Here is a 23,663-nt window from a genome sequence, read left to right on the forward strand (position 1 = left end):
ACATTCTGTGATTCTCTCCGTATGGGTCGTGCGCTGGCAGCGGCGGTGGCCTGCGCCGTTCTCGCCGTCGGCTGCGCGTCGACCCCGTCGGAGTCGCAGAGCAAGCCCGGCGGGCGGGTGTTCACCGTTGCCGCCGCGGGAGATGTTCTCATCCATCCCGAGCTGGTGGAGCAGGCCGCCACGGACGCGAAGAAGACCGGCAAGGGCAGCGCCGGGCTGGACTTCGGCCCGCTGCTGGCCGGCGTGCAGCCGGTGATCAGCAAGGCCGACCTGGCCATCTGTCACATGGAGACTCCCGTGGGCAAGCCCCGGGGCCCCTTCCAGGGATACCCGGAGTTCCTGGTGCCGCCGCAGATCCTCACGGCCTTGAAGGACGTGGGCTACGACACCTGCTCCACCGCCTCGAACCACACCTTCGACCACGGTCTGAAGGCCGTGCGCCGCACCCTGGACACGATGGACGGGCTGGGGCTCGGGCACAGCGGTTCTGCGCGCACTCCTGAGGAAGCGGAGAAGATCAATATCCGCACCGTCCAGGGCGTGAAGGTGGCGCACCTGTCCTACTCGTGGGAGTCGTTCCTCAACCCGACACCCGAGAAGGAGCGCTGGGCGTTCAACAGGATCGACACCGACGCGGTCAAGCAGGCAGAGGTCCGGGCCCGGAAGCAGGGCGCCGAGGTGGTGATCCTCTCGGTCCACTGGGGCCTGGAGCACTACAACGAGCCGAGCGTCCCCCAGCTGGAGCTCGCCGAACGCCTCACCAAAGAGACCGGGATCAATCTCGTGATCGGACACCACGCGCACGTGGTGCAGCCGATCCAGAAGCTGAACGGCACCTGGGTCGCCTACAGCCTGGGCAACCAGGTGGCGCGGCACTCGTCACCCACGGGGCTCACCGAGGAGGGTGCGATCGGCTGGTTCGAGTTCCGGGAGACGAACTCGGGCTGGGACGTCGCCGCTCGTTACCGCACCACTCTCGTGGACATCCCACCCGAGGTCGAACCGGGTGAGAAGCAGCCCGAAGGCGCCGTCGACGACCACCGACTCGTGGACGTCCGGCAGATGATGGACAACCCGGGTGACCTGTCCCCGGACCGCCTCGCCCGCTACCACCTCGCAGCGGACCGGACACGCGGCTTCCTCTTCAATCGAGGAGCTCCGGGGGGCGACGGTCTGGCGGAGCTCTCCCTGAAGAGCTGAACCGCACCCCGGACCGACCGTTTCACCGTTCACAGCCACCGCGTCCCGGACCCGCGTCAGCTGCGGTCCCCTCGCGTACCGCAGCCGCAGGAATCAGAAAGATCACCAGTGACATCGAGTAGAGCCGCGTACTCCCTACGAGGAGGGCGGCGACGGATCCGCAGGCGCGCGGACATGCCGCTCCTCGGCGGCATCCGTCCGCCGATCGTGGTCCTGTGCGTACTGATCCTCGCCCTGGCGGGCCTGACGGCCAAGGTGCTCGGCCCCCGCGAGGACACGGTCGCTCCGAAGGCGGTGCTGTCCTCGCAGCAGTACTTCGCGGAGGACGGCGCCATCGCCCTGCGCGCGTCGATCGACGAGCGGGTCACGGACCTGGAGCGCACCGCCACAGCGGTGAGCGCGGGTCGTCCGGTGAAGCCCGAGCGCATCCTGTCGGACCTGAGCCGGACCTACCAGAAGTGGACCGGCACCACCGTGGTGGACCTGGACAGCGGCGAGGTGCTCGCCGCGCGCGGTGAAACGATTCCGCTGGCCTGGTTGGACGAGGACGTCCTCACCGGGGACAAGGCCCTGACACCCCGGATGGTCCGGCTGGAGACCGGCGACGTCCGCCTGATGACGATGGCGGTCCTGGACTGGCAGGACCGGCCGCAGCAGATGCTGATCGCTTCGAGCAGCCTGTCGGTGCCCGCCATCAACCTCGGCCCGTTCCGCACCATGGCCGTCGTGGCACAGGACGGCGAGATCCTCGGCACGGCCGGCTTCGAGCAGGCCGAAGCGCTCAACTCCGATCAGGAGCGCAAGGAGCTCGCCTTCCTTCACAAGCAGATGAGCCGGCTTTCCGAGCAGGCGGCAGTGCGGACCGAGCAACATCCCGTCCGCGCCAAGGAGCCCGGCTCGCGGGGCTACCCCGGCGTCAGCGGCACCCTCGTCGGCAGCGAGTACAACGGCCGCGTGGCCACCGCCGGGTACGCCTCGCTCTCCTCGTCGAACCCCGAGGAGAAGCAGAGCGTGGCCGCCGGTCTCGGGCTGACGGTCGTGGCGCTCCTGCCCGTGGTGCGGCAGCAGGCCACGGACCAGGGCCTCGAGCTGTACGGGCTGGCGGTGTCGGGCGTTCTCGTCCTGCTCGGACTCCTGGCGGTGATCGTGCTCTGGGCGACCGTGCAGCGGCCGCTGCTGCGGCTGTTCCTGGAGTCGCGCCGACTGGCCCGGGGCGATCTGACCCGGCCCGTCTCGGTGCCCCGCTGGGGCGAACCGGCCCGCATCGGCTACGCCCTGGAGCGGCTGCGCCGGCAGCTGGGCGACGACGACAGCGGACCCGACGCCCCCATCCGCCGGAGTATCCGTATCGGCGGACGCGGACCGCTCGTGCTGACGGCCGCTGTTCTGCTGATGTGGTGCGTGCCCGTCGGTCTGCTGCTCAACCGCACGGACGGGTCCGTCAGCGTGCCGACCACCATGGTCAACGACCAGCGGGACCGCACGGACCTGATCGCCGACCGGCTGCGCAGGGCCCTCAACGAGGCACAGGCCGACCTTGTCTCCACGTCCCGTCTGATCGGCGAGGACGACCCGGCCACCGCCGACAGCCTGCTCCAGGACGCCCTGGCCAAGCACCCCCGCTACCGGGCCCTGTACATCGTCGACGACAACGGCGACGTCACTGCCCAGGTGGGCGCGGAGCCCCATGCCTGGAGCCGCGGCGAGGACTTGCCGCTGGTCCGGGTGTCCGGCAAGGGCGGCAAGCAGCCGGTGATCCAGGCCGGAGCCCCGGTACCGGAGCACAAGGGCGCCACCCTGGTCGGCGAGATCCGAGTGGAGTTCCTGAACTCCCTGCTGACCCGGCCGGGGCTCGGGGAGGTCCGCGTGGTGGACTCGGACGGCCTGACCCTCGCCGGCAGCGACGGATTCCTGGCCTTCGAGGACCTGCCCCGCCGCCAACTGACCGACCTCGTCAGGGCGGCCGGTGTCCAGGCGGGCGCAGAGCCGGTCGAGAACGGGCTGCTCATACGCGAAGGGGACGGTGTCACCGTCGCCGCGGCGGCCCCGTTCTCCGGCGGAGGCGTCACGGCCGACATCGGCTGGACGGTCGTCAGCTGGCAGAACGCCGAGCGCTTCCAGATCGCCCCGTACGAGCGCGAGGACCGCAGCGTCCTCGCCGGGATGCTCGGACTGGCCGCGATCATCCTCTGCCTCGGCTGGGTCCACCTGGTGGTCGTACGCCCCCTGCGGGCACTCGCCGCCGGCGCGGAGAAGCTCGCGGACGGGGACCTCAAAACCGTGCTCTACCCCCGCTACCAGGACGAAGTGGGGGCCGTCGTCCGCAGCCTCGAACTACTGCGCCAGCAGGCGCAGGCCCACAGACACAACCAGGCGCGCCGGCTCGCGGAGCCCCGGACCGGCGTCGGGGGAAGGTGACCACGGCGTGCTCTACCTCTACTTCGTCCTGCTGACCGGCGGGGTGTTCCTGCTGATCGCCGGCATCGTGGAACAGCGCAGGCACTACGCCGCGCTGCACACGATCCCCACCCGGGTGCTCGTCAACGGCATCCGGGGCAAGTCGTCCATCACCCGGCTGTGCGCCGGAGCACTGCGCGGCGGTGGTGTCGTCACCGTCGCGAAGACGACGGGGACCGCCGCACGCTTCATCCACCCCGACGCGACCGAGGAGCCGGTCTACCGGAAGTTCGGCATCGCCAACGTGGTTGAACAGATCGGCATCGTGCGCCGGGCCGCCGCCTACCGGCCCCACGCGCTCGTCATCGAGTGCATGGCCGTCATGCCTGCTCTGCAGGAGGTCAACCAGAGCAAGCTGATCCGCTCCACCATCGGTGTCCTGTGCAATGTCCGCGAGGACCACCTCGCCGAGATGGGGCCGACCCTGGACGACGTGGCCCGGTCGCTGTGCCGCTCGATGCCCGAGAACGGCATCTGCGTCACCGCGGAGCAGGAGCGCTTCCACATCCTCCAGGAGGAGGCGGACGCCCGGAACTGCCGGCTCGTCTACGCCGACCCCGAGACGGTCACCGACGCGGAGCTCCGCGGCTTCAGCTGGTTCACCTTCAAGGAGAACGTCGCGATCGCCCTGGCCGTGGCCGAACTCCTCGGCGTCGAACGGCAGGTCGCCCTGCAGGGCATGTACGACGCACCCCCGGACCCGGGCGTCCTCTCCGTGGAACGCTATGTGACACCCGAGGGCAGGCGGCTCGCCTTCGCCAACGTCTTCGCGGCGAACGACCCCGAGTCGACGCTGATGAACGTCAACCAGCTGCTCGACCTGGAGGCCGTCAGCCGTCCGCTGAACGTCGTGATCAACTGCCGCCCCGACCGGGTCGAACGAAACGGACAGATGGGCGAGATCATCCCCGACCTGCGCCCGGACAACGTCTTCGTCATCGGACACCCCTCCAAGAGCGCCATCGACGCCATCCCCGCCCCGTGGCGGGACAAGGCGATCGACCTGGGCGGCGAACGGCGCCCGGCCGAGGAGTTCATGCACGCCATCCTCGACCGGATGCCCGACGGCTCCTCTCTCGTCGCCATCGGGAACATCCACGGCCAGGGCGAGGAACTGCTCGAACACCTCGCCGAACTCCCGGCGGACGACAGCGGCCCGGGAACCGGCCCGGACGCGGCGCCCACCGTCGCCGCCCAGCCGGCGCACCTGGACCCCTACGCCTCCTATCCCGTGGCCTACGAGGAGCGGTACCAGGCGGCCCAGACCCAGGAGATCCCCCTCGTGCGGATCCCCGCCCAGGCAGCCGTCGCGCATCCCGAGCCGAGGACGCCCACCACCCGGCAGGAGCCCGCGGACCGGCAGAGCCGGCACGGAACCGAGGAGACCTTCGGCTGGTTCCACGAGCCGGCCCACGAGGGCGACCGACCGCCCACTCCGCACTCCTGACCCCGACGGCAGCCGGTCGCTGCCGACCGTTCTCACCACCCGTACACGCGCCCGGAGCCCTTCCTTGACCACCGCCGCCCTGACCCCCGAGATGGCTGCCCTGGGCATCGCCATAGGTCTGCTCTTCTCCCTGGTGTGCTACCTGACCACCAACCTCTCCCCGGGCGGGATGATCACCCCGGGCTGGCTCGCCCTCACCCTCATCGAGGACCTGCAGCGGGCAGCCATGGTCGTGGGCGTCACGGCCCTGACCTACGCGGGCACCAAGATCATGCAGCGGCTGGTCATCCTCTACGGCAAGAGGCTGTTCGCCGCCGTGGTCCTCCTCGGCGTGCTGCTGCAGGCCACGGTGATGATCGTGCTCTCGCTCGAGTTCCCGCTGCTGTACGGCAACCAGACCCTCGGCTTCATCGTCCCGGGCCTCATCGCCTACCAGCTGGTCCGCCAGCCCAAGGGGCCCACCCTGCTGGCGACGGCCTCCGTCTCCCTCATGACCTACATCGCCGTCGCCGCCGGCCTCCTGCTCGGCGTCATGCCCGCCGTCTGAGAATCGAGCAACAACCATGACAGGGAAGAAGAAGACCCGCCCGCTCCTCTCGGGCCTCGTGCTCCTCGGGCTCGTCGCAACCTCGGGATACCTCACCCTGGAACTGCGCAAGCAGGAGGAACAGGGCGTCACAGAGGTGCGCAACGTCGGCGTCCTCAACGGTGTCCGGGGACAGGCCGGCACGTCCGGGGACACGACCGGCGGTCGGTGGTCCCGGCTGGAGAACCCCGCGCGCAGTGTCCTCCGGAGCGCCGACGGCCAGGTCAAGGCCGTCCTCACCGACGGGGCGCGAACCGCGAAACTGACCGGCCCGGCACGGACCTTCGCCGAACCGACCTCCACGGCATCCACGGTCTCCACGACGGACTGGGTGCGCCTCATGCCCGAACCCTGGTCCAAGGGCGCGGAGAAGAAGAAGTGGTTCAAGGACTGGTACGAGCAGTACGCCGGCAGCAAGGAGGACGACCTCTTCGCCTTCGCCTTCCAGTACGTGGCGGGCGCTTCGCAGCACAAGGACGACCAAGGCGTCGTCTACGCCGGTGACGCCAACTTCGGCCCGCTGAACCCCTCCGGAGGCGAGGGCGGCGACCTGCGCCTGGAGCAGTCCGACTTCTACGACTACCTCGGCACCCCCTACCCGTTCCGGGACGGCAACGTCGGCACCCCGGAGACCATGCGTGCCCGGTCCCTGGACTGCTCCGGCTACATCCGCATGGTCCTGGGCTACCGCGCACGCCACCCGCTGATGTCCTCGGACACCTCCGGCGACGGCCTGCCCCGCACCGCCAACGGCATGGCCCGTTCCCGTCAGGGCGTGGACGTTCTGCCACTGACCGGCGTCGCGGCACAGGACCGCCCCTCCGCCATCGACCAGTTGCAGCCGGGCGACCTCGTCTTCTTCAAGCTCGACGCCCGCACCGGACAGCGGCTCGACCACGTGGGCATGGTCCTCGGCCACGACACCGAGGGCCACCTGATCTTCGTCTCCAGCCGCGAGGAGGTCAACGGACCCACGATCGGCGACATCGGCGGCGTCTCCCGCCTCGACGGCAACGGCTACTACGCCAAGACCCTCCGCAGCGCGAAGCGCCTCTGAGTCGACGGGCGGAGTGGCGAGCCCCTCAAGCGGCGCCGCCGCCGGGAAGGGGCCGTGCGAGGGTGTCCCGGGCTGTCGGCTGTTCCCGCAGGTGTGGGCGACCAGCCCGCGCCCGGGGCGTTCGGGCTGTTCCTGGCCGCCGCGGATCGGCGGGCGGCACCGGTTGACGAGCCCGCCGCCGATCCCCGGCGGGCCTACGACACGCGTTCCAGAGACATCGCCATGCCCTGGACCCCGGCGGCGACCACGCTGACCAGTGCTGTGCTCGGGTCGTCGTGTCGCAGCGTGGTCAGGACGGTCGTGGTCAGCCGACCCTCGGGGAACCCGCAGGCGGCCCTCACACTTCGTGCCTCGGCCGTGCACCGCGTACATCGGCGACCGCATCCTCCGGCCCCGGTGCAGCGTTGTCCTGGAGTCCCGCCCGGCCGACAAGAACCCGAGCCGATGACCCTGACACGCCTGATCACCGCCGCACCCGCTCTGGTGCTCCTTCCGTTCCTGCTCGCCCTCCCCGTCATGGCGTTCCGCGAAGCACGCCGCAGCCGCCGGGAGGAAATCGCAGCAGAACGTGCCGCCAGGCCGCACAGCACAGACGTGGGCGCCGTCGACGAGGACGCCGCCGCGGCCCCGACCGATCGGCCGGCCGACGAGCACGACTCCGATTGACGTTCCCCGACCCTCCCACCGAAGCCCGGTGTCGGTGTCGCCGGATACGTTGCGCCGGCCGAGGCACAGCATGCGGAGGGCCACTTCCGGAGAAACGGGTACGGACGCCTCCTGCCACGCCGGGGCTCGCCGACGGCGACCGAGGGAGGTGACGGGTTGCCCGCTTCTCGCTCAGCCCCACCAGCGCGTCGGCGACCGAGGCACGGACAGACGCCGACGGTTACGCCCTGGCCCAGCTGCAGCGCGGGAACTCTCAGGGCCGGCCGACACCCTCCGGTTCAGGCAGCGGGCTGGGAGAGGAAGACTCGTTCCAGCAGGGTATGCAGGGTGTCCCGCTCCTGGTCACTGAGCCTGTCCAGGCCCTCTCGTGTGGCGCACATCTTCGCGCGAATCGCGTCGGCGACGTGCTCGCCCTCGGCTGTGAGAACGACGTTCTTGATGCGCCGGTCGGAGGGGCTGGACTCGCGGCGCACCAGGCCGCGCTTCTCCAGTCGGTCGATGATCCCGGTCATGTTGGAGGCGTCGCAGGTCATGGTTTGGGCCAGGGCGCGCATCGCGGCGGGGCCCCGGCGCAGCACGGTCAGTGCCTTGCCCTGGCTCGCGGTGAGGTTCTCGCTCGCAGCCGCGACCGTGAAGTCGCCGTAATAGGCACCGAGAGCCACCGAGAGCAGCTCCATGAGCCGGGCCGTGTCGGCGCGTGCGATTCCTGTCATGGGGTCACCTTACCCAGGAAACTTGACGATCTCAAATATCTACATTTACCGTCTACTCGTTGCTTGAAGTTCTCAAGCAACGAGTACCTACGAGGAGTACCTCCGTGACCGTCACTGCGTCTTCGCCCACACGCGCGGCCGAGATCCTGTCCCGGCCCATCGCGCTGAACGGCCTGACCGTCCCGAACCGCATCGTGATGGCGCCGATGACGCGCATGTTTTCCCCGAGTGGCGTCCCCGGTGAGGACGTGCAGTCGTACTACGCCCGTCGTGCCGCCGCGGGTGTGGGCCTGATCGTCACCGAGGGGACGTATGTCGGCCACGAGTCGGCCGGGCAGAGCGACCGTGTGCCGCGGTTCCACGGTGAGGAGCAGCTGGCGGGGTGGGCGAAGGTCGCCGAGGCCGTTCACGCGGCGGGCGGCACGATCGTCCCGCAGCTGTGGCACATCGGCATGGTGCGCAAGGACGGCGATGCCCCCTACGTCGACGCCCCCGCCGTCGGCCCTTCCGGCATCCGCCTCGACGGCACCGCGGGCTCCGGCAAGGCGATGACCCGGCACGACCTGGACGCCGTCATCGGCGCTTTCGTCGAGGCTGCCGCGGCCGCTGAGCGCATCGGCTTCGACGGCGTCGAACTGCACGGCGCCCACGGCTATCTCCTGGACCAGTTCCTGTGGGAGGGGACGAACCGGCGTACCGATGCCTACGGCGGCGACCCCGTGGCCCGTACGAAGTTCTCGGCCGAGATCGTGGCCGCGGTCCGCGAGGCCGTCTCGCCCGACTTCCCGGTGATCTTCCGCTACTCGCAGTGGAAGCAGGAAGCCTACGACGCGAGGCTCGCCCAGACCCCGGAGGAGCTGGAGGCGATCCTGACCCCGCTTGCCGCGGCCGGCGTCGACGCCTTCCACGCCTCCACCCGCCGCTACTGGCTCCCGGAGTTCGAGGGCTCGGACCTGAACCTGGCGGGCTGGACCAAGAAGCTCACCGGCAGGCCCACCATCACCGTCGGCTCGATCGGCCTCGACGGCGACTTCCTCCGCGCGTTCGCGGGCGAGGGTGCCGCGGTCGGCAGCATCGACAACCTCCTCGACCGCCTGGAGCGCGACGAGTTCGACCTGGTCGCCGTCGGCCGCGCCCTGCTCCAGGACCCGGAGTGGGCGGCGAAGGTCCTGGGGGGCCGGGTCGAGGAGCTGAAGCCGTACGACGCGGCGGCGCTGAAGACGCTGAGCTAGGCCGCCGCGTTTGGATCTGGACTGTACGGCTCGCCGCCGTCACCGGCTCTGACGGCGGTGGAGCCGTGGATCACTGGAGGGAGGGGGCGGTGCACACCGTGCCCTGGGTACACGTCGTCGCCGAGCACGGCGCGCTGCCCGTCGATCTGCTGCCCCCCACGAGCGGCAGGGCGTACGTAGCACGTCTCGACGGCCGGCAGATGCGCGACACGGACGCCGTCTTCCAGCAGTTCTACGACGGGCTGAGGCTGCCTGACTACTTCGGCTGGAATTGGAATGCCCTCTTCGACTGTCTGCGCGATCTGAAGTGGCTGCCCGCGGACCACTACGTACTGATCGTCGAGGCCGCGGACAAGGCACTGCCAGGCGATGCCGCCGGACAGTGCCTTCTCTTCAAAACCCTTCTGCGGGCAGGACAGCGATGGTCCTCCACACAGCGGCCCGAGGGCATCGACCTCAGCAGGCTCGTGGTCGTCCTGTCCTGCGACGCAGCCTCCGTTCCGGACCTGCAGGAACAGCTGCGACTGTGCTGGGAAGAGACGGTCTCGCCATAAGGAACGGCTTCACCTCGCGGACCGGCGGAAGGTGCCCGCAACGCGAAGTCCGGCCGGGTGGATGGTCGCGGTCTTCTCGTAGCGGGTGGCGATGCCGCGCCACCGCTTCCAGCGGTTGATGCTCCCCTCGACCGTCTGCGCTGCTGGTACGCCTCGCGGTCGAAGGCGGGTGGCCGGCCCCCGCGGCTGCCTCGACGCAGTCGGTGGCCCGCTGGTCCGCCGGGACGGGGATCACCACTCCGATGCCGCGCAACCCTCAGGTGGTCGCGAATGGCGCGTGAGGAGAGGGCCTGGTCGGCCAGGGCCACGTCCGCACTCCCGAGACCCCAGCGCCCGCCCGGTGCGAGACCCGCTCGACGCCCTGGGCTGACGGCGACCGTTGCGTGTTTCTCGCTGAGAAGACCATGACTACGACGGTTGTTCCGCGGGGGCGGGTTCGACTGCAACGGTGAGGGCGAGGACCGGGGCAGCGGCGGGACTGCGTCCTGCCAGGCGACAGCCGAGGCAGTCGGGGTGGCCCCGCCGTGCCGCTGTGTCGCGGACGCGCCAGGGCTGCTGGGCGACCGGCCGCGGTCCGGTGGCCTTGCCCCACCCTGCCAGGTGAAGGAGCCAGCTGGTGAGCGCGGCGAGGGCGGCGACGGTCCCGCCCAGTAGCAGTCCCGTGGTCGAGCCGGCGGCAAACGCCACCGCCATCGCCGCGCTGCCGACAGTGGCCATGACAGTGCCTGTCCAACCGGCGACCGTGTGGCCCATGTCGTGGTCTCCGTGCATGCTCATGGTCGCCCTTCGGGAAGTGGGATGCTGGAGCGGCTGGTCAGGGCTCGCCCGCCAGAAATATCTTATCTCGCGAGATAATTAACTTAGATGCTAAGGGGATTCGTGGTGCAGGGCAAGGCGCGTCCGACGGCCACAGCTGATCAGGCGCTGTACGCGATGGACCGGATGATCGCGACCGCGCAGTTCGGCCAGCAGGACATCGCGCGGCGGCTCGGCCTCAACGTCACGGATCTCACCTGTCTCGGCTTCCTCATCGAGGCCGCCAAGGCCGGCGAGTCCCTCGTGGCGGGCGACCTCGCCGCCCGGGCCCGGCTGACCACCGGAGCGGTGACTGGTGTCCTCAACCGCCTTGAGAAGGCCGGATACATCCGTCGCCAGGTGGACCCTCGGGATCGCCGACGGGTCCAGGTGGTCATGGAGGAGTCCGCACTGGAACGCATCCTCGAGGTCTACGGACCCTTCTACGAGCGCCTGGGCATGCTCTTCGCCGACTACGGCCCGGCCGAAATCGCCGTACTGGCGGACTGGTTCACCCGTGCCAAAGCCTTGCTCCAGGACTCGTTGGACGAGATCCGCCTGGGTGTCTCCGAATGGCCTCCGTCCGACCGCTGAACGCCGCACCGATCGCCACGACTCCCTTGGCCCTCGCCGGCCGGTCTCCCGCGACGGACCGGGTCAGTCCTGCGGACGCATCCGGTAGTCGTAGGCTTCCGGCAGCGGTTCGTCCGTGAGCTCCGACCACACCTCGCCCAGGATCTCCGCGCCTTCGCGCAGATCCGCGACCTCGATGCCCTCGTCGAAGAGCGCCCGGGCCTCTTCGGTGCGGCTTTCCGCGATGAGCAGGCGGGCGTCGAGCAGCCGGAACCGACCGCGTCGGCGTACGGCGGGCAGCAGCCGGTCCCACACCCCGCGGGCCTCCGCGGTACGGCCGGCGTCGAGCAGTGCCTCGATCGCCTCGCGCCCCAGCGCGGCCACCGCGGCCGTCCACGCCTCGCCGTCGTCCCGGCGCTCCGCGCACATGTCGTCGAAGGCCTCCGCGTAGCGTTCCGCGGCGCGCACCGTGTACCCGCCGTGCCGGTCGGCGACAGCCAGGCAGCGCAGCAGCGGCCAGCGCGAGGGGGCGAGAGTCAGACCGCGCTCCCAGCTGCGGACCGCCTGCGCGAGGTCGCCCGCGTGCCACTGGGCAACACCCAGGTGGTACTCGGTCAGCGGCTGGGCGGGCGCCGTCTCCAGCATGTCGCGCCACTGCGGGGCGACGAGCGAGGGTCCGGGCGGCACGACCTGGCGCGGCGCGGGTAGGACGCCGGTGGCCAGCAACTCCCGCCAGGGCCGCTGCTCTTCACCGAGGCTCGCCTCGTCGAATGGGGTGCCGGGCAGCTTGTACCCGGCCCGCAGCACTTCGAGGGCACCCCACCCCGAGCCGGTGGCGAGCCGCTCCCCGGGCTCGGCGTCCGCGTACGGCAGCCACGCCTCGTAGGCTGCGTCCACATCGGCGCGGGGCAGGGCGCCGGCCAGGCGGGTCTCGGCCTCGGCTCGCGCGGCGTGCCAGTCGTCGCCGTGCACGACGGCCGGGTCGGCGGCCAGCGGACCGTACGCCTCCAGCCAGCTGAACTCCCCCTCGGCGTCGAGGCGTACGTGCTCGAGCTGGGTGCGGGCGAGACCCGCCTGGATCTCGGCGTAACCAGTGGTGCCCGGCTCCGTGAGCCACTGCTGCCAGCGCCGTCCGCCCCGGCCCGCACCCCACAGGAACAACTTGCGGCCACGCAGCGTGTCCGTGGAGGTCTGCACGAGCCCGTGCCCGTCCGCGTCGAGCGCGGCGATCCACTTCCGGGCGCCCTCTGGCACGTCGTAGAAATAGTCGGCCGGGTACTCGCTTCCCAGCGGGTAGGTGCGGTCCACCCCTCCGTGGACGGGCACGGGAGCCCGGCGAAGACTGCGTTCGTAGCCGAAGTGGAACGCCTCGTCGGCGGGCGCGAGCACCCGCGTCGACTCGTGCTCCTCGACGGCGATGTTGGACCACCAGTAGACGGGCGCCGGACGCTCGTGGGGATTGCGGATCCGTACGCCCACATGGAGGAAGTCCGAGTCGGCGGGCATCCACAGGTCGACCTGGAACGGCAGGTCCCGCAGCCGCTCCCACTCCCACAGGCGCACCATCACGCCGCCGTCGGGCGCGGGCACGAGCGCGGCGTGCAGCGGCGCGCAGGCGAGGGTGGTGTGGCCGGTGGCACCGATGTTCCACTCGATGCCGCCGGAGAACCAGGCGCCGTTGAGCGCGAAGTCGGCGGGCTGGAGGACAGGGTTGCGGTAGAGCAGTTCGCGGCCGGTCGGCTTGTGGTGCAGGGAGTGGACACGGCCGCCGAGGCCGGGCAGCACCGTCGCGCGCAGTCGTTCATTCTCGATCACGATGGCATCGAAGGCGGTCGGGGTGCGCTCGCGCCCGTATCCGTCGAGCACCCGCACCGGCAGCAGCGTGCGCAGCGGCTCGTAACCGATCTGGCGGGCCATCTCCCTCGGCAGGTCCTGCTTCGCACGCTCGTCGAGGGTGTGCGTCCCGTCGAGGGGACGCAGGGCGGGCAGTGGGTTCGGCGCGCCCAGCGGGGCGGCGGGCAGGGTCAGTACGGTACGGCGCACAGTGGTGGCCAAGGCAACCTCACTTCGCTCGCGCGGGCGGTCGGCACCCTGTCCGGTCGACGCGTCCCGTGGACCATGGAACATCCAAGTGAACGCGCGGGCCAGGGGCTTCGCGCGTCAGGCTTCGGCAAAGGCCGTCTCGCTCGGGCGAAGGCGACTGCGGGCGAAGCGATATCCAGTGGGCTGCGTGCGGCGGCCGCCGTAGTCTCGGTGCTCGAAAGTCCGGTAGGAGTCCGGCCGATTCGACGATGACGACTGTGAGGACTGGGACGGAAGTGACGACGCAGAGGGCGGCGGAGATGAGCACGCAGCACACGTACCGGGTGATTGTGCGCGGCACCTGGGACGCGCTGACCGCAGAGGGACGCGCGGTGCTGCTCGCGCATGTGGACGAGCACGGGCTCGCGCAGATGCGGTTCACCGAGGAGGGCTCGCTCACCTATGACAGCCGGCTCAAGCACTTCTCGTACCGCTTCGTCGTCGTCTCGGACGCGGCGGACGGCGAGGAGATGGCCGCGGCGATCGCCGAGGACCGCGCGGAGAGGGCGCTGGCGGGGCTCGGGCACGGCTACCGCGACCTGAAGTCGACGGTGACGGACATGGACACCATGAAGATCAACTACAAGGGCCGTCGCTGACAGGTCCGACCCTCCGCTCGCGGGCGGCGACGTAGAACTGGACCGACGCCAACGTGAGCGACCGGTTGTACCAGGCGATCCCGCCGACCAGCCTCAGGCTGCTCCGGGTGGCCGCCCCCGGCCGGTGCCCGAACCACCATGCAGGCCGACGCCTTCAGCGGCGCAGAGGCACGCAACTCGCCCGGGTCAGGACCGTCGGCAGTAGCCCCGGCTCCCAGGACTCGAATCGGGCGGCTCCGTCATGCCCCGCGTACAGCCGTCGCAGCGTCATGACCACCACAGTAGGTGGCCCCGGCTCAGCCGCCATGACGTCACCGCCGCAGTCTCCATCCCTGCCTGGCAGGTCTCCATCCGTCTCAGGAGGGTTCCTCTCCATGGTCGGGCGCGCGGATGCGCAGCACCGGTCGGACCATGGTGAGGTAACCAGCCTTGCCACTGGGCGTGTTGAGGTAATCCTTACGACTACTGCGGGGGTGTGTGGATGTCGATGTCGGTGATGAGGCTCCCGCCGTCCGCGTCGAGGATTCCGCACAGGCGGTTGACCGGCGTGTACAGGGGCCTGGCGTCGGGTTCGATGTCGTCCTCGTCTTCGAAGTCGAAGAGCCGGTCGAACGGCACGGTGACGAACGGCCACACGACCGGGTCGGCGGCGGCGGAGTCGGGGTGGTACTGCCACTGGGTGCCGCAGGTGCGGTTGTGGACCTCGCCCACATACCAGGCGGCCGTCTGGAGGAAGTCGCTGCCGCGTTCCTCCCATGCCCGGTCGCTGCAGGTGTAGCGGGAGCGAACGACGTTCTCCAGGCACTCGAGGGAGTCGGGGGTGAAGTCCCAGTATCCGTCGTGCTGCTGGGCCCATGCGGGGAACTCTTGCTGCTGGATCTGGAGCCAGGCGTCCAGGACGGGGTTGCTGGAGCGGATCCGGTCCAGCTCGGCCAGTTCCTGGTACTTGTCCTCGGTCATCTCCATGCCGGCCGACCTTATGCGGTGTCACTGCCCGGTGTGGCAGCGACCCGGCGTGTCGTGGCCCAACACGGGTGCGTGGAAGCAGAGTTGAGTTACCTGCTGGCTCCAGGTCCGCAACTGGATCGAGCCGGACACCGCGGTCGTCCGCGAGGAGAACGGCGGCGTCCACATCCTGGACACGCCGCTGAAGGTCAAGGCCCGAGCCAGTGGGAGCACGAGGCCGGCGGCGGCCCCTACACCATGAGCGTGGGCTGAGTGGACTTCTCCAAGCAGCCCAAGCGGAACATGCCCAAGGTCCGCTTCGACACCGAGCACCGCTACCTCCCTCGCGAGACGAAGTCATCGGTGCGCACGCGCTGACGGACAACGCCAAGGACGGCGACGCGAACATTCTGCTCCTGGGCGGCAACACCGTCTCCTCCGACGTCTCCGGCGGAGGCGACACCCCGGACCCGACGCTAGGAGGTGCTCAATCCGCCATGGCGAGGAACTGGCGGGCGCCGCGCAACGTGGTGTGCAGCCTGTGCTGGGTGGCGCGGCTGTCGAGGCGGACGTCGATCGCCCCGGGAAGTGCGCTGTCGGCCCGCAGGCCCGAGGGCAGTCGGGAGGCGTCGAGCCCGTCTCGCTCGGCGATGAGGGTGCCTAGTTCGTGACGGCTCACGGCGTCGGCTCCTGCCAGATGGTGAACGCCGTTCGTCTCGCAGGACGCGAGTTCCAGCAGGGCGGCGGCCAGGTCTGCGACATGCACCGGGCAGCGGATGTCGTCGGTGAACAGGACGCCGTTCCGGGTCCCCGCAGCGAGGTCGTGCACCATGCGTACGTGCACGGACTTCCGGTCGCCGATGATCAACGAGGTGCGAGCGATGACGGCCTCCGGGTGCACGAGGCGGACGCCTGTCTCCGCTGCGGCCTTCGCCGCGCCGTAGGGGGTGACTGGGTCGGGGAGGCAGGATTCGTCGTAGTGGACCCGGGCGCCGGAGAACACCGCGTCGCTGGAAACATGGACCAGGCGGCTGCCGTACTGTGCCGCGGCCATCGCCAGGCGGACAGCTCCCTCGGCCGTGACCGCCCAGTCGGATTTGCCGCTCGTCGCGTTGACGATGAGGCGCGGGCCCACCTCGGCTACGACTGCTTCGACGCGCTCGGGGTCCCGCAGGTCGAGGGCGTGCCACGTGACCTCCGGAGTTCTGCCGGGTCTGGTCGCGAAGGTCGCGGCCGTCGCGTGCCCGGCCGCTGCCGCCTGGCGGACCAGCTCGGTGCCCAGGAACCCGCTGCCGCCGATGATCAGGACTGTCATGAAGCGACACGGTAGAGGATCTCGCACCCGCTCCCACTTCACCGAGACGGGACAACGCGTCGAAGTGCGCCTCGAACCATGCCGGTCACCTCGGCATTCGCCCGACGCTGAGGCGGCCTTCGTCTGATCATGCGCTCCGACCAAAATGCACCGATCAAGACGAAGGCCTTGAGGGTGAGTCTGCCTGAACTGCTGTGGGGAAGCGTTCCCGGAAGCGTCACGCTTCCGGGACGAGTTGTAGGGGTGTCTGACCAAGCAGGGCGACGAACTGTTCGAGCCGGCGGACGCTGTGTTGTGTACGCCGGGTGCGGTGCGCTCCGCGGCGGAGCTGACCCTGCTGCCCGAGCACCGGCGTGGGCACGGCCGGAGAACAGGGGGCGCAGGGCCAGGCAACGCCTTTACACCTATTCGGACTGAGAAGCGTCCGCTCTGATCAAGATTTCCCGCTTGGCATGGCCGAATACGTCCCTGAAGGCTCCCGACCTCCCCGCCTCATGACGCGTCCCCTCCGCCCCCGCCACCCAGGGAGAATTCCTGACCGGATGCGCCACCGCCGTGGTCGGCAGGGTCGACAGGATTCTGCCAGTGACTGTTACTGCCGTGTTCACGCTCGCGCCGCACATCGATGGCCCACAGCGCTGCTCCGAACAGCACGACGACCGCCGCGAAACCGCCGATCACCACCCACATGTGCACTGATGCCACCTCGCCTCGGCCCCGCGGTCCGCGGACAACCGCAGACTCATGTCCTGATTCATGGGGTCAGCGTCCCCCGCAGGTCACGGTGTTACTGCCTATTTGAGCAAGCTCAGAGGTGGCCCGCACGGTCTGGCCGTGCGGACGGCTGCGCCACATGTCGAGTGATGGGCGTCGTACTTCCTGCATCATGCGTACGCCCGACGCTCCTTGATCGATCCGGTGCCTCTTACTCCCTTCTCCATGGTCGGGCGCCGAGGTCTGCGTCACCCCGGGCTGTCGGCCCCGTGCCGGACGCCTGGCCTGGGCCTGGGCCAGGTAGGGCTACGCGGAGTGCACCGAAGGCACGGTTCGTGACGCTCTCGACAAAGCATGGGGCTTGATCCTGACGGGCGGTCTGATCCTGTTCCGGGTGCGACGACACGGTGGAGACGAAACCGTGCCTGGCGAGGAGGGGACTCAGGAGAAGATGATCTCCCTATGAGTGAGATCATCCTGATGTCGGATCCGAGGGTCACCGCAACTCCCGTACAGGAATGCGGTGAGCCGCTGGTGGATGTCCGTCGCGATGGCGCCTTGCTGGTCGATGCCCGCCAGCAGGACGCAGCGGACGCCTTCGCGTATCTACGGGAAGGCGTCGTCAACCGGCTTGTGGAGGCCCAAGCACTGCTTCCCCATGGGCTGCGGTTGCTGTTCGTCGAGGGCTACCGCCCGTTGTCGTTGCAGCGGACGTACTTCGAGGGCTACTCGGAGAAGCTGCAGTCGCTCCACCCGGAGTGGTCCGCCGAGCAGATCCATGCGGCGGCGAGCCGCTATGTCTCCCCGCCTGAGATCGCGCCGCACAGCGCGGGGGCTGCGGTGGATCTGACACTGGCCGACATCGAGGGGCGCGAACTGGATTTGGGCACCCTGATGAACGCTTCCCCGGAGGAGAGCGCGGGCGCCTGCTACACCGGGGCCGACAGCATCAGCGCCGAGGCACGCGGGAACAGGAAGATCCTCGGGGCCGCTCTGACTGCTGTGGATTTGGTGAACTACCCCACAGAGTGGTGGCACTGGTCGCTCGGAGACCGCTATTGGGCCCTGGCCACAGGGGCGGATCACGCCTGCTACGGACCGCGGGAACTGCCCTGAGACGAGCACTCCATTGCCGACTCCCCCGACATGCCAAGTGACCTTGAGGCGCAGATCCGTCCTGCTGTGGGTGCCGTCCGGAGGCAGTCCGGGCGGCGCGGGGTGCGTCATGCTGTGCGGGGGCTGAGCCGTGAGATCGATGACGACGAGGGCACACGGCTGCTGCGGATCGTCCGGCAGGGCTCCGGCTCGGTGGTGACCTGGCGGCGTGCCCAGATGGTGCTGTTGTCCGCCCAGGGCAGGAACGTGGCCAAGGTCGCCGTGGTGACGTGCCGTGAACCCCCGTCCACAGACGACGAGTTCGCGACGGACATGATCTGTGCAAACAGGTCAACGGGGCTTCTTCGAGTCCGCATTCGAGCAGTGGAGCCGGGCGAAAGCGGGGTTCAGGAGCTGTGCCGGCTTCTTCAGCCGGGCAGTCCTCGAACGAACCCGGCGACCAGCGTCGCCACCGCTTCTGGAGTCTCCAGGATCATGGGGTGGGTGGCGTCGACCCGGTCGACGCTGATCATCGGCCGGGTGCGGGAGAGCGCGGCCAGCTCAGCGGAGACCCCTCGTGCGAACCGGGCGCTGAACTCGTCGAACCACTCCATGCCAGGCGCAGGCGGTAGCCGTCGGCCGGCCTGTACCAGCAGCAGCGGGCAGTCGACCCCGTCCAGCCACGTGGTGACACCGAGCCCGCCGAGCCTGTGGAGTTCGTCGTGGATCCCCAGCGCCTCCGCCCGTTCCGGCAGCGTCTGCCACTTACCGTCGGGCAACGGGCGTGCGGCCGCGCGGGCAGCGGCCTCCGCACGGTCGGCGGGAATGCCGAGCCGGGCGTGATTGATGACCTGTTCCTCGATGTACTCGGGTGGCGCGATGGTCCCGGCCGACGCCAGCAGCCCCTCACTCACCCGGTCAGCGCCGGGGTACTCGCGTCCCCACCAGAAGCCGTCGAGATTCACGGCGGCACGGGCACGGTCGGGGTTCGCCCGGGCGTACTCGACCGCGACCAGTCCGCCGAGGGAATGGCCCACCGCAACGGCCTCCGGCACGCCATGCACGTCGAGCGTGTCCGCGATGTGCCGCACCACGGTGGGGATGGTCCAGGGGGAGATACCGGGAGAGCGGCCGTGCCCGGGAAGGTCGACGGCGAGGACGCGGTGCCCGGCGGTGAGCAGGGCGGCCGAGGCGTCCCAGTCGGTGAGCGACCGTGCGTAACCGTGCAGGAGAACCAGTTGAGGGCCATGGCCCCCATAGTCATGAGCATGTAGGCGTGTCATTGGGCTTCACGGTAGGGGGCACACAGCATTTCGGACACCGGATTGACCGAGGCCGACTACCGCGAGCGCCCTGCTGTCGAGTGCGGCATCAACAGCCTCAAGCACCACCGCGCCGTGGCCACCAGATACGACAAGCTCGCCGTGCGCTACGAGGCGACGGTTCTCGCGGCGGCCATCAACGCGTGGCTGTGACGAGCACTTACGCCGGCAGGGACTGCCCATGCCCAGCCGTTTGCCCGTCAGGCCGCGCCAGCCGCGCCGGCCGCCGCGGCCAGGATTCGCGCCAGCTCGGCAGGCTGGGTGACCATGGGCCAGTGGCCCGAGTCGACGTCGACGAAGTCGACGTGCTTTGCCTGGGCGAGTTCCGGCACGTCGCCGGCGTTGATCCACTCCTGCGCCTGTGCGGGCGTGAACTCCGGGCAAACGACCACGACCGGGACGCCGAACCGCCGCTCGTCCGACAACCGCACCACGCCCTTGGCAACGCCTGCGGGCACGGGGATCGCTGCAGCCGCCAGCTCTCGCCTGGCCTCGTCGTCGAGGTCGGCGGCGTCCGGCCCCTCAAAGGGGTCCCAGCCCGGGAAGGGCATGACGCCGTCCCTCACTTCGAAGAAGTCGGCGTACGGCTGACCGTCGGCGGACGGGAAGCCGCCGATGAGGGCGACCTTGGCCAGCCCCTCCGGCCGCCGGTCGGCAGCCAGCCAAGCCAGCGTGCATGCGGCTGAATGCCCCACCACCATGGGCTTGCCGGGCGCCGCGTCCACCGCGGCGAGCACCGCTGCCAGCTGGTCGTCGAGCGTGGCGGACGCGGGGCCGTCCCCCTGGCCCGGGAGAGTGAGCGGCACGGGGCGATGGCCGAGCGTCTCCAGCGCGGACGCGACGCGGCCCCACACGGATCCGTCCAGCCACAGTCCGCCGATGAGCAGGATGTCCATGGTCAGTACCCCTTCTCCAGCTTCATGGCCCTCAGGCCCTCAGCCTAGGACGAGATCCGAACAAGCCACTGCCGGTTTGTCCGACAGACCAACGGCGTAGTCGAGCGGTTCTTCGGCACGCTGAAGTACGAAGCATCTCTACGGCGCCACCATCGGGGACGGCACCGCCCTCGCCGTCGAAGTCGACCTGTCCCGCCACACCTACGATGCTCTGCGACCCCACCAGGCCCTCGACGAACGCACACCACGCGCGGCTTACCTCGCCAGCCGACCCCTGCGATTAACGTGTGGCCTTCGGCGCACTCGCTACGGGGCTGGGAGGTCCTGACTTGACCAGTAAGTTCACCGAGCTTGTGATCGACTGTGCCGACCCCCACGGTCTCGCCCGGTTCTGGTGCTCGGTCCTTGACTACGAGGTGCTGGACGAAGACGACGGTATTGTCACAATTGGCTCCCCTTCGGCGCCGGAAGGCAAGAACCACCTTGGCCCAGTGCCACCGACGTTGACATTCGCGCACGTGCCCGAGGGCAAGACCGTCAAGAACAGGCTCCACCTCGACGTCAACCCAACCGACAGGGAGCAGGACGAAGAGGTCCGTCGTCTGCTCGACCTGGGTGCTCGACACGCCGACGTCGGCCAAGGCGATGCGAGCTGGGTCGTACTTGCCGACCCCGAGGGGAACGAGTTCTGCGTCCTTGCGAGCCGCCGTCCCTGATCGGACGCCGCACACCGCGCCAGACCTGCTTCCGGTCGCCTACCCACACGGACAGCGGCCTGCCTGCCCGTCACAGGCCGGATGGATCTTCGTGGTCAGCCCATCGCGGGACGTCCTCGAGGCGACCAGTCACCACCAGGTTGCCGTCCGGGGTGCGCCGCGCGAGGTCGCCGGCGCGGAAGTAGCCGTCGGTGGTGAAGGAGTGTGCGTTGTGGTCGGGTGCCCGGTAATAGCCTCGCAGGGTGTACGGACCGCGGGCGAGCAGTTCGCCGGGCTCCCCGTCGGGCACGTCCTTGCCGTCGACGTCGACGATGCGGATCTCGTCGTCGGGCGAGAGCGGGCGGCCCTGCGTGGTGAGCACGGTCTCCTCCGGATCGGCGGGCCGGGTGAGAGTGAGCAGCCCCTCGGCCATGCCGAAGACCCGCTGCAGGCGACAGCCCAATTCGGGGCCTATCCGTTCGGCGGTCGCCCGGTGGGAGGGCGCGCCGCCGATCTGCACGAGACGCAGACTGCTCAAGTCGGCCTGGACCGTGGGACGTGCGTCGAGCCAGAGCTGGGCGACGGCGGGCACCACCGACGTGATGGTGACCCGCTCTCGTCCGATGGCCGGGAAGCATGTGGCGGGTCCCGGGTTCTCGACCAGGACGACGGTGCCGCCGACGGAGAGGGTGCCGACGATGCCGGGGCAGCCGAAGGTGAAGTTGAACTCGGCGGGCAGCGCGGCGAGATACACGTCGTTCTCGGTGAGCGACACCAGTTCTGCGGCGGCCCGCGCCTGGTAGGCGTAGTCGTTGTGGGTGCGCGGAATGAGCTTGGGCGCCGCGGTGGTACCGCCGGAGAGCAGGAAGAACGCCACCTGGTCGGCGCTCTGCGCAAGCGCCGGCTCGGGTGGGGCGTCGATGGAGCCCAGCGGGCAGTAGTGGCAGCCCGACGGGTCGGTCGTCAGGCCGCCGTACGGGGACGAGGCGCCCGGCGCCTCAAGGGTGAACACCCGCCGCAGGAAGGGCCCTCGGGCCGCGATGTCCGCGGCCATCGCCGTGTGGTCGAAGCCCTGGTACGTCGAGGGGCCGACGTAGCCGACGGCCTGGGTGACCCGTACGAGGTGGGACACCTCGGACGCGCGGTGCGAGACCAGGCAGAACACGGGGACCGCGGCGACGCGCATCAGTGCGAACACGGTGATGACGAACTCGGGAACGTTCGGTAGCTGGACGACGACCCGTTGCCCGGGCCGGAGGCCGCGCAGCCGGAATCCGGCGGCCATGCGGTCCACGCGCCGGTTCAGGTCCGCGTACGTGATACGGGTGCCGCCGTGCACGAGCGCGGTCCGCGGTCCGTACTGCAGAGCCCATCCGCGCAGCAGGTTGTCCAGCGTATTGCCACGCCAGTGCCCGGCCGCCCAGTAGCGGTCGACGAACTCCTGGGGCCAGGGCGTGCAGCCGTCGAGCATGGATGTCATTCGCTTCCTTCTGTACCAGTCAAGGGCCGGTCCAGCACGACGGCGGCCTCCAGGAGGAGCCGGACTCCCGCCGACAGTCGGGCCGGCCGGTGTTGTTCATGGAGGTCATGCCGCCATGCGACCCCACATCGCCCCCTTCTCAACGCCGGGGCGCAACCCCGCCGTCTTGACCTTGGCAACCCAATCTGTCAACACCCCTATACGCAATGAGCTTTCCCAACCACTGACGCCGAGTTCCCTCAGCAGAAAGACCAATGAGCGCCGCTGACCAGGAGGAATGGTCGGGGCGCAATCCCACTCGACGAGTGCGGTGATGCGGGTGGTGCTGCACCGCTGCATAGGCGAGGAAATCGGTCGCGCCCCGTGAGGTGAGCCGTTAACTTCCGCCGGAGCGCAGTGAGGTACGAGAAGCGACCGCGAAGGGAGCCAGGCATGGAGATCGAGGGTGCGCGGACCGGCCGTTTGGGCCTGCTGCTCGACCAGTTCGACCGCGCCAGGGAGATGGCCCTGGTACGGCTGACGGGGCTCGGCGACGAGGAATACCTGTGGGAGCCGCTGCCCGGTTGCTGGTCGATCCGGCGCCGGGGCGAGGCGGCGACGCCCAGGGCGTTCGGCCCAGGCGAGTGGGTACTCGACTTGGGCGCCCCGGACATCCCGGCAAACGAGTACGCCGAGGTTGCCCGGCAGGCCGCCGGCGGCATGACCGTCGCCAAGATCGCCGATGACTGGAGCGTGAGTGTCGAGCGGGTCGAGCAGATCCTCGCCCACACCGGTGCGCCGGAGCCTGACGAAACGCCGGTCACAACCATCGCGTGGCGGCTGGGGCACCTGCACTTCTGCTTCGCGGGCGGATGGGAGTGGACCTTCGGTGAACGGCGGCAGGAACCGAAACTGCTGGTCGATTTCACCCCCTCCGCCGCCTTGGCACTCGAGCGGTTCTGGACGCTGATCGACCGCTGGCGCTACAGCGTCGCCGCCATCACCGACGAGCAGCTCGACACGGTCGGCTTCTCGCAGTACCCGTACGGCTCCGACCCCGACGACCCATTCCTCGCGGTGCTGTCGGGGGCCAACCTCGAATTCATCCACCACATGGCCGAGATCGCATTGCTGCGCGACCTGTGGCAGGCCCGCTTCACCACTTCCGCGTAGGCCCGGGCACACCGCGAAGGAGTTCAAGCGCCAAGGAGTTCAATGGCCAACACGACGGGGCACCGGCCACGGCCCGGTGCCCCGTTTC

Annotated in this window: 23 protein-coding genes and 2 pseudogenes; 15 read left to right on the forward strand and 10 right to left on the reverse strand. The window is 69.6% G+C overall.

Annotation, left to right across the window (positions count from 1 at the left end):
• The first annotated feature begins 21 nt into the window (after positions 1-21).
• The 5 genes from AC067Z_RS28455 to AC067Z_RS28475 all read left to right on the forward strand — a co-directional run bounded on the left by AC067Z_RS28455 (position 22) and on the right by AC067Z_RS28475 (position 6,747).
• Positions 22-1,200 carry a CapA family protein gene (locus AC067Z_RS28455; protein WP_478792481.1) on the forward strand — a complete coding sequence of 393 codons (1,179 nt, stop codon included), beginning with the start codon at positions 22-24 and terminating at the stop codon, positions 1,198-1,200.
• A gap of 174 nt (positions 1,201-1,374) precedes the next feature.
• Entirely contained in the window at positions 1,375-3,618 is a 2,244-nt protein-coding gene (locus AC067Z_RS28460) for a cache domain-containing protein (RefSeq protein WP_478792482.1), read from the forward strand.
• A 7-nt stretch (positions 3,619-3,625) separates the two neighbouring features.
• Entirely contained in the window at positions 3,626-5,104 is a 1,479-nt protein-coding gene (pgsB, locus tag AC067Z_RS28465; RefSeq protein WP_478792483.1) for a poly-gamma-glutamate synthase PgsB, read from the forward strand.
• Between the two features lie 64 nt (positions 5,105-5,168).
• Positions 5,169-5,651, forward strand: coding sequence for a poly-gamma-glutamate biosynthesis protein PgsC/CapC (locus tag AC067Z_RS28470; RefSeq protein ID WP_478792484.1), 483 nt, complete (start codon positions 5,169-5,171; stop codon positions 5,649-5,651).
• A 16-nt stretch (positions 5,652-5,667) separates the two neighbouring features.
• Entirely contained in the window at positions 5,668-6,747 is a 1,080-nt protein-coding gene (locus tag AC067Z_RS28475; RefSeq protein ID WP_478792485.1) for a C40 family peptidase, read from the forward strand.
• Positions 6,748-6,941: 194 nt separating this feature from the next.
• Here AC067Z_RS28475 and AC067Z_RS28480 read toward each other — a convergent pair whose 3' ends face one another.
• The gene (locus tag AC067Z_RS28480; RefSeq protein ID WP_478792486.1) at positions 6,942-7,088 is read right to left on the reverse strand and encodes a hypothetical protein; all 147 of its coding nucleotides are present in this window, start codon (positions 7,086-7,088) and stop codon (positions 6,942-6,944) included.
• Between the two features lie 103 nt (positions 7,089-7,191).
• On the opposite strand from AC067Z_RS28480, the gene AC067Z_RS28485 reads away from it, so the two are divergent.
• Entirely contained in the window at positions 7,192-7,413 is a 222-nt protein-coding gene (locus tag AC067Z_RS28485; RefSeq protein WP_478792487.1) for a hypothetical protein, read from the forward strand.
• Positions 7,414-7,691: 278 nt separating this feature from the next.
• On the opposite strand, the gene AC067Z_RS28490 is transcribed toward AC067Z_RS28485, so the two are convergent.
• Positions 7,692-8,126 carry a MarR family winged helix-turn-helix transcriptional regulator gene (locus AC067Z_RS28490; protein ID WP_478792488.1) on the reverse strand — a complete coding sequence of 145 codons (435 nt, stop codon included), beginning with the start codon at positions 8,124-8,126 and terminating at the stop codon, positions 7,692-7,694.
• A gap of 104 nt (positions 8,127-8,230) precedes the next feature.
• On the opposite strand from AC067Z_RS28490, the gene AC067Z_RS28495 reads away from it, so the two are divergent.
• Positions 8,231-9,358 carry an NADH:flavin oxidoreductase gene (locus AC067Z_RS28495; RefSeq protein ID WP_478792489.1) on the forward strand — a complete coding sequence of 376 codons (1,128 nt, stop codon included), beginning with the start codon at positions 8,231-8,233 and terminating at the stop codon, positions 9,356-9,358.
• Positions 9,359-9,447: 89 nt separating this feature from the next.
• The gene (locus AC067Z_RS28500; protein WP_478792490.1) at positions 9,448-9,912 is read left to right on the forward strand and encodes a barstar family protein; all 465 of its coding nucleotides are present in this window, start codon (positions 9,448-9,450) and stop codon (positions 9,910-9,912) included.
• 408 nt (positions 9,913-10,320) lie between these two features.
• Here the strand turns inward: AC067Z_RS28500 and AC067Z_RS28505 are convergent, their stop codons facing one another.
• Entirely contained in the window at positions 10,321-10,689 is a 369-nt protein-coding gene (locus tag AC067Z_RS28505; protein ID WP_478792491.1) for an HGxxPAAW family protein, read from the reverse strand.
• 105 nt (positions 10,690-10,794) lie between these two features.
• Between AC067Z_RS28505 and AC067Z_RS28510 the strand changes: the two genes are divergently transcribed.
• Positions 10,795-11,301 carry a MarR family winged helix-turn-helix transcriptional regulator gene (locus AC067Z_RS28510; RefSeq protein WP_478792555.1) on the forward strand — a complete coding sequence of 169 codons (507 nt, stop codon included), beginning with the start codon at positions 10,795-10,797 and terminating at the stop codon, positions 11,299-11,301.
• Between the two features lie 63 nt (positions 11,302-11,364).
• Here the strand turns inward: AC067Z_RS28510 and AC067Z_RS28515 are convergent, their stop codons facing one another.
• On the reverse strand, positions 11,365-13,335 hold the full coding sequence (locus tag AC067Z_RS28515) for a DUF5107 domain-containing protein (protein ID WP_478792492.1): 1,971 nt from the start codon (positions 13,333-13,335) through the stop codon (positions 11,365-11,367).
• A gap of 287 nt (positions 13,336-13,622) precedes the next feature.
• Here AC067Z_RS28515 and AC067Z_RS28520 point away from each other — a divergent pair, with 287 nt between their 5' ends.
• Positions 13,623-13,961 (forward strand): DUF6204 family protein, encoded by a 339-nt coding sequence (locus AC067Z_RS28520; RefSeq protein WP_478792493.1) that lies wholly within the window; start codon positions 13,623-13,625, stop codon positions 13,959-13,961.
• Between the two features lie 462 nt (positions 13,962-14,423).
• Here the strand turns inward: AC067Z_RS28520 and AC067Z_RS28525 are convergent, their stop codons facing one another.
• The 3 genes from AC067Z_RS28525 to AC067Z_RS28535 form a co-directional block, all read right to left on the reverse strand.
• Positions 14,424-14,927, reverse strand: coding sequence for a hypothetical protein (locus AC067Z_RS28525; RefSeq protein ID WP_478792494.1), 504 nt, complete (start codon positions 14,925-14,927; stop codon positions 14,424-14,426).
• Between the two features lie 466 nt (positions 14,928-15,393).
• Positions 15,394-16,221: an SDR family oxidoreductase gene (locus AC067Z_RS28530; RefSeq protein WP_478792495.1), complete on the reverse strand. Its 828-nt coding sequence runs from the start codon at positions 16,219-16,221 to the stop codon at positions 15,394-15,396.
• Positions 16,222-16,713: 492 nt separating this feature from the next.
• Complete coding sequence (locus AC067Z_RS28535; protein ID WP_478792496.1) at positions 16,714-16,917, reverse strand: hypothetical protein; 204 nt, start codon at positions 16,915-16,917, stop codon at positions 16,714-16,716.
• A gap of 480 nt (positions 16,918-17,397) precedes the next feature.
• On the opposite strand from AC067Z_RS28535, the gene AC067Z_RS28540 reads away from it, so the two are divergent.
• Positions 17,398-18,051 carry a M15 family metallopeptidase gene (locus tag AC067Z_RS28540; protein ID WP_478792497.1) on the forward strand — a complete coding sequence of 218 codons (654 nt, stop codon included), beginning with the start codon at positions 17,398-17,400 and terminating at the stop codon, positions 18,049-18,051.
• A 114-nt stretch (positions 18,052-18,165) separates the two neighbouring features.
• Positions 18,166-18,321 (forward strand): annotated as a pseudogene (locus AC067Z_RS28545) (IS630 family transposase); the annotation flags it as partial.
• A 137-nt stretch (positions 18,322-18,458) separates the two neighbouring features.
• Here AC067Z_RS28545 and AC067Z_RS28550 read toward each other — a convergent pair.
• Positions 18,459-19,313: an alpha/beta fold hydrolase gene (locus AC067Z_RS28550; RefSeq protein ID WP_478792498.1), complete on the reverse strand. Its 855-nt coding sequence runs from the start codon at positions 19,311-19,313 to the stop codon at positions 18,459-18,461.
• A 54-nt stretch (positions 19,314-19,367) separates the two neighbouring features.
• On the opposite strand from AC067Z_RS28550, the pseudogene AC067Z_RS28555 reads away from it, so the two are divergent.
• Positions 19,368-19,505: pseudogene (locus AC067Z_RS28555) on the forward strand (IS5 family transposase); the annotation flags it as partial.
• A gap of 47 nt (positions 19,506-19,552) precedes the next feature.
• On the opposite strand, the gene AC067Z_RS28560 reads toward AC067Z_RS28555, so the two are convergent.
• Positions 19,553-20,248, reverse strand: coding sequence for an alpha/beta fold hydrolase (locus AC067Z_RS28560; RefSeq protein ID WP_478792499.1), 696 nt, complete (start codon positions 20,246-20,248; stop codon positions 19,553-19,555).
• Positions 20,249-20,577: 329 nt separating this feature from the next.
• Here AC067Z_RS28560 and AC067Z_RS28565 point away from each other — a divergent pair, with 329 nt between their 5' ends.
• Entirely contained in the window at positions 20,578-20,964 is a 387-nt protein-coding gene (locus AC067Z_RS28565; protein ID WP_478792500.1) for a VOC family protein, read from the forward strand.
• A gap of 70 nt (positions 20,965-21,034) precedes the next feature.
• On the opposite strand, the gene AC067Z_RS28570 is transcribed toward AC067Z_RS28565, so the two are convergent.
• Positions 21,035-22,423, reverse strand: coding sequence for a (2,3-dihydroxybenzoyl)adenylate synthase (locus tag AC067Z_RS28570; protein ID WP_478792501.1), 1,389 nt, complete (start codon positions 22,421-22,423; stop codon positions 21,035-21,037).
• 432 nt (positions 22,424-22,855) lie between these two features.
• Here AC067Z_RS28570 and AC067Z_RS28575 point away from each other — a divergent pair, with 432 nt between their 5' ends.
• Positions 22,856-23,575, forward strand: coding sequence for a DinB family protein (locus AC067Z_RS28575; RefSeq protein WP_478792502.1), 720 nt, complete (start codon positions 22,856-22,858; stop codon positions 23,573-23,575).
• Positions 23,576-23,663 lie beyond the last annotated feature (88 nt).

Source organism: Streptomyces sp. NPDC043812, from assembly GCF_056436245.1.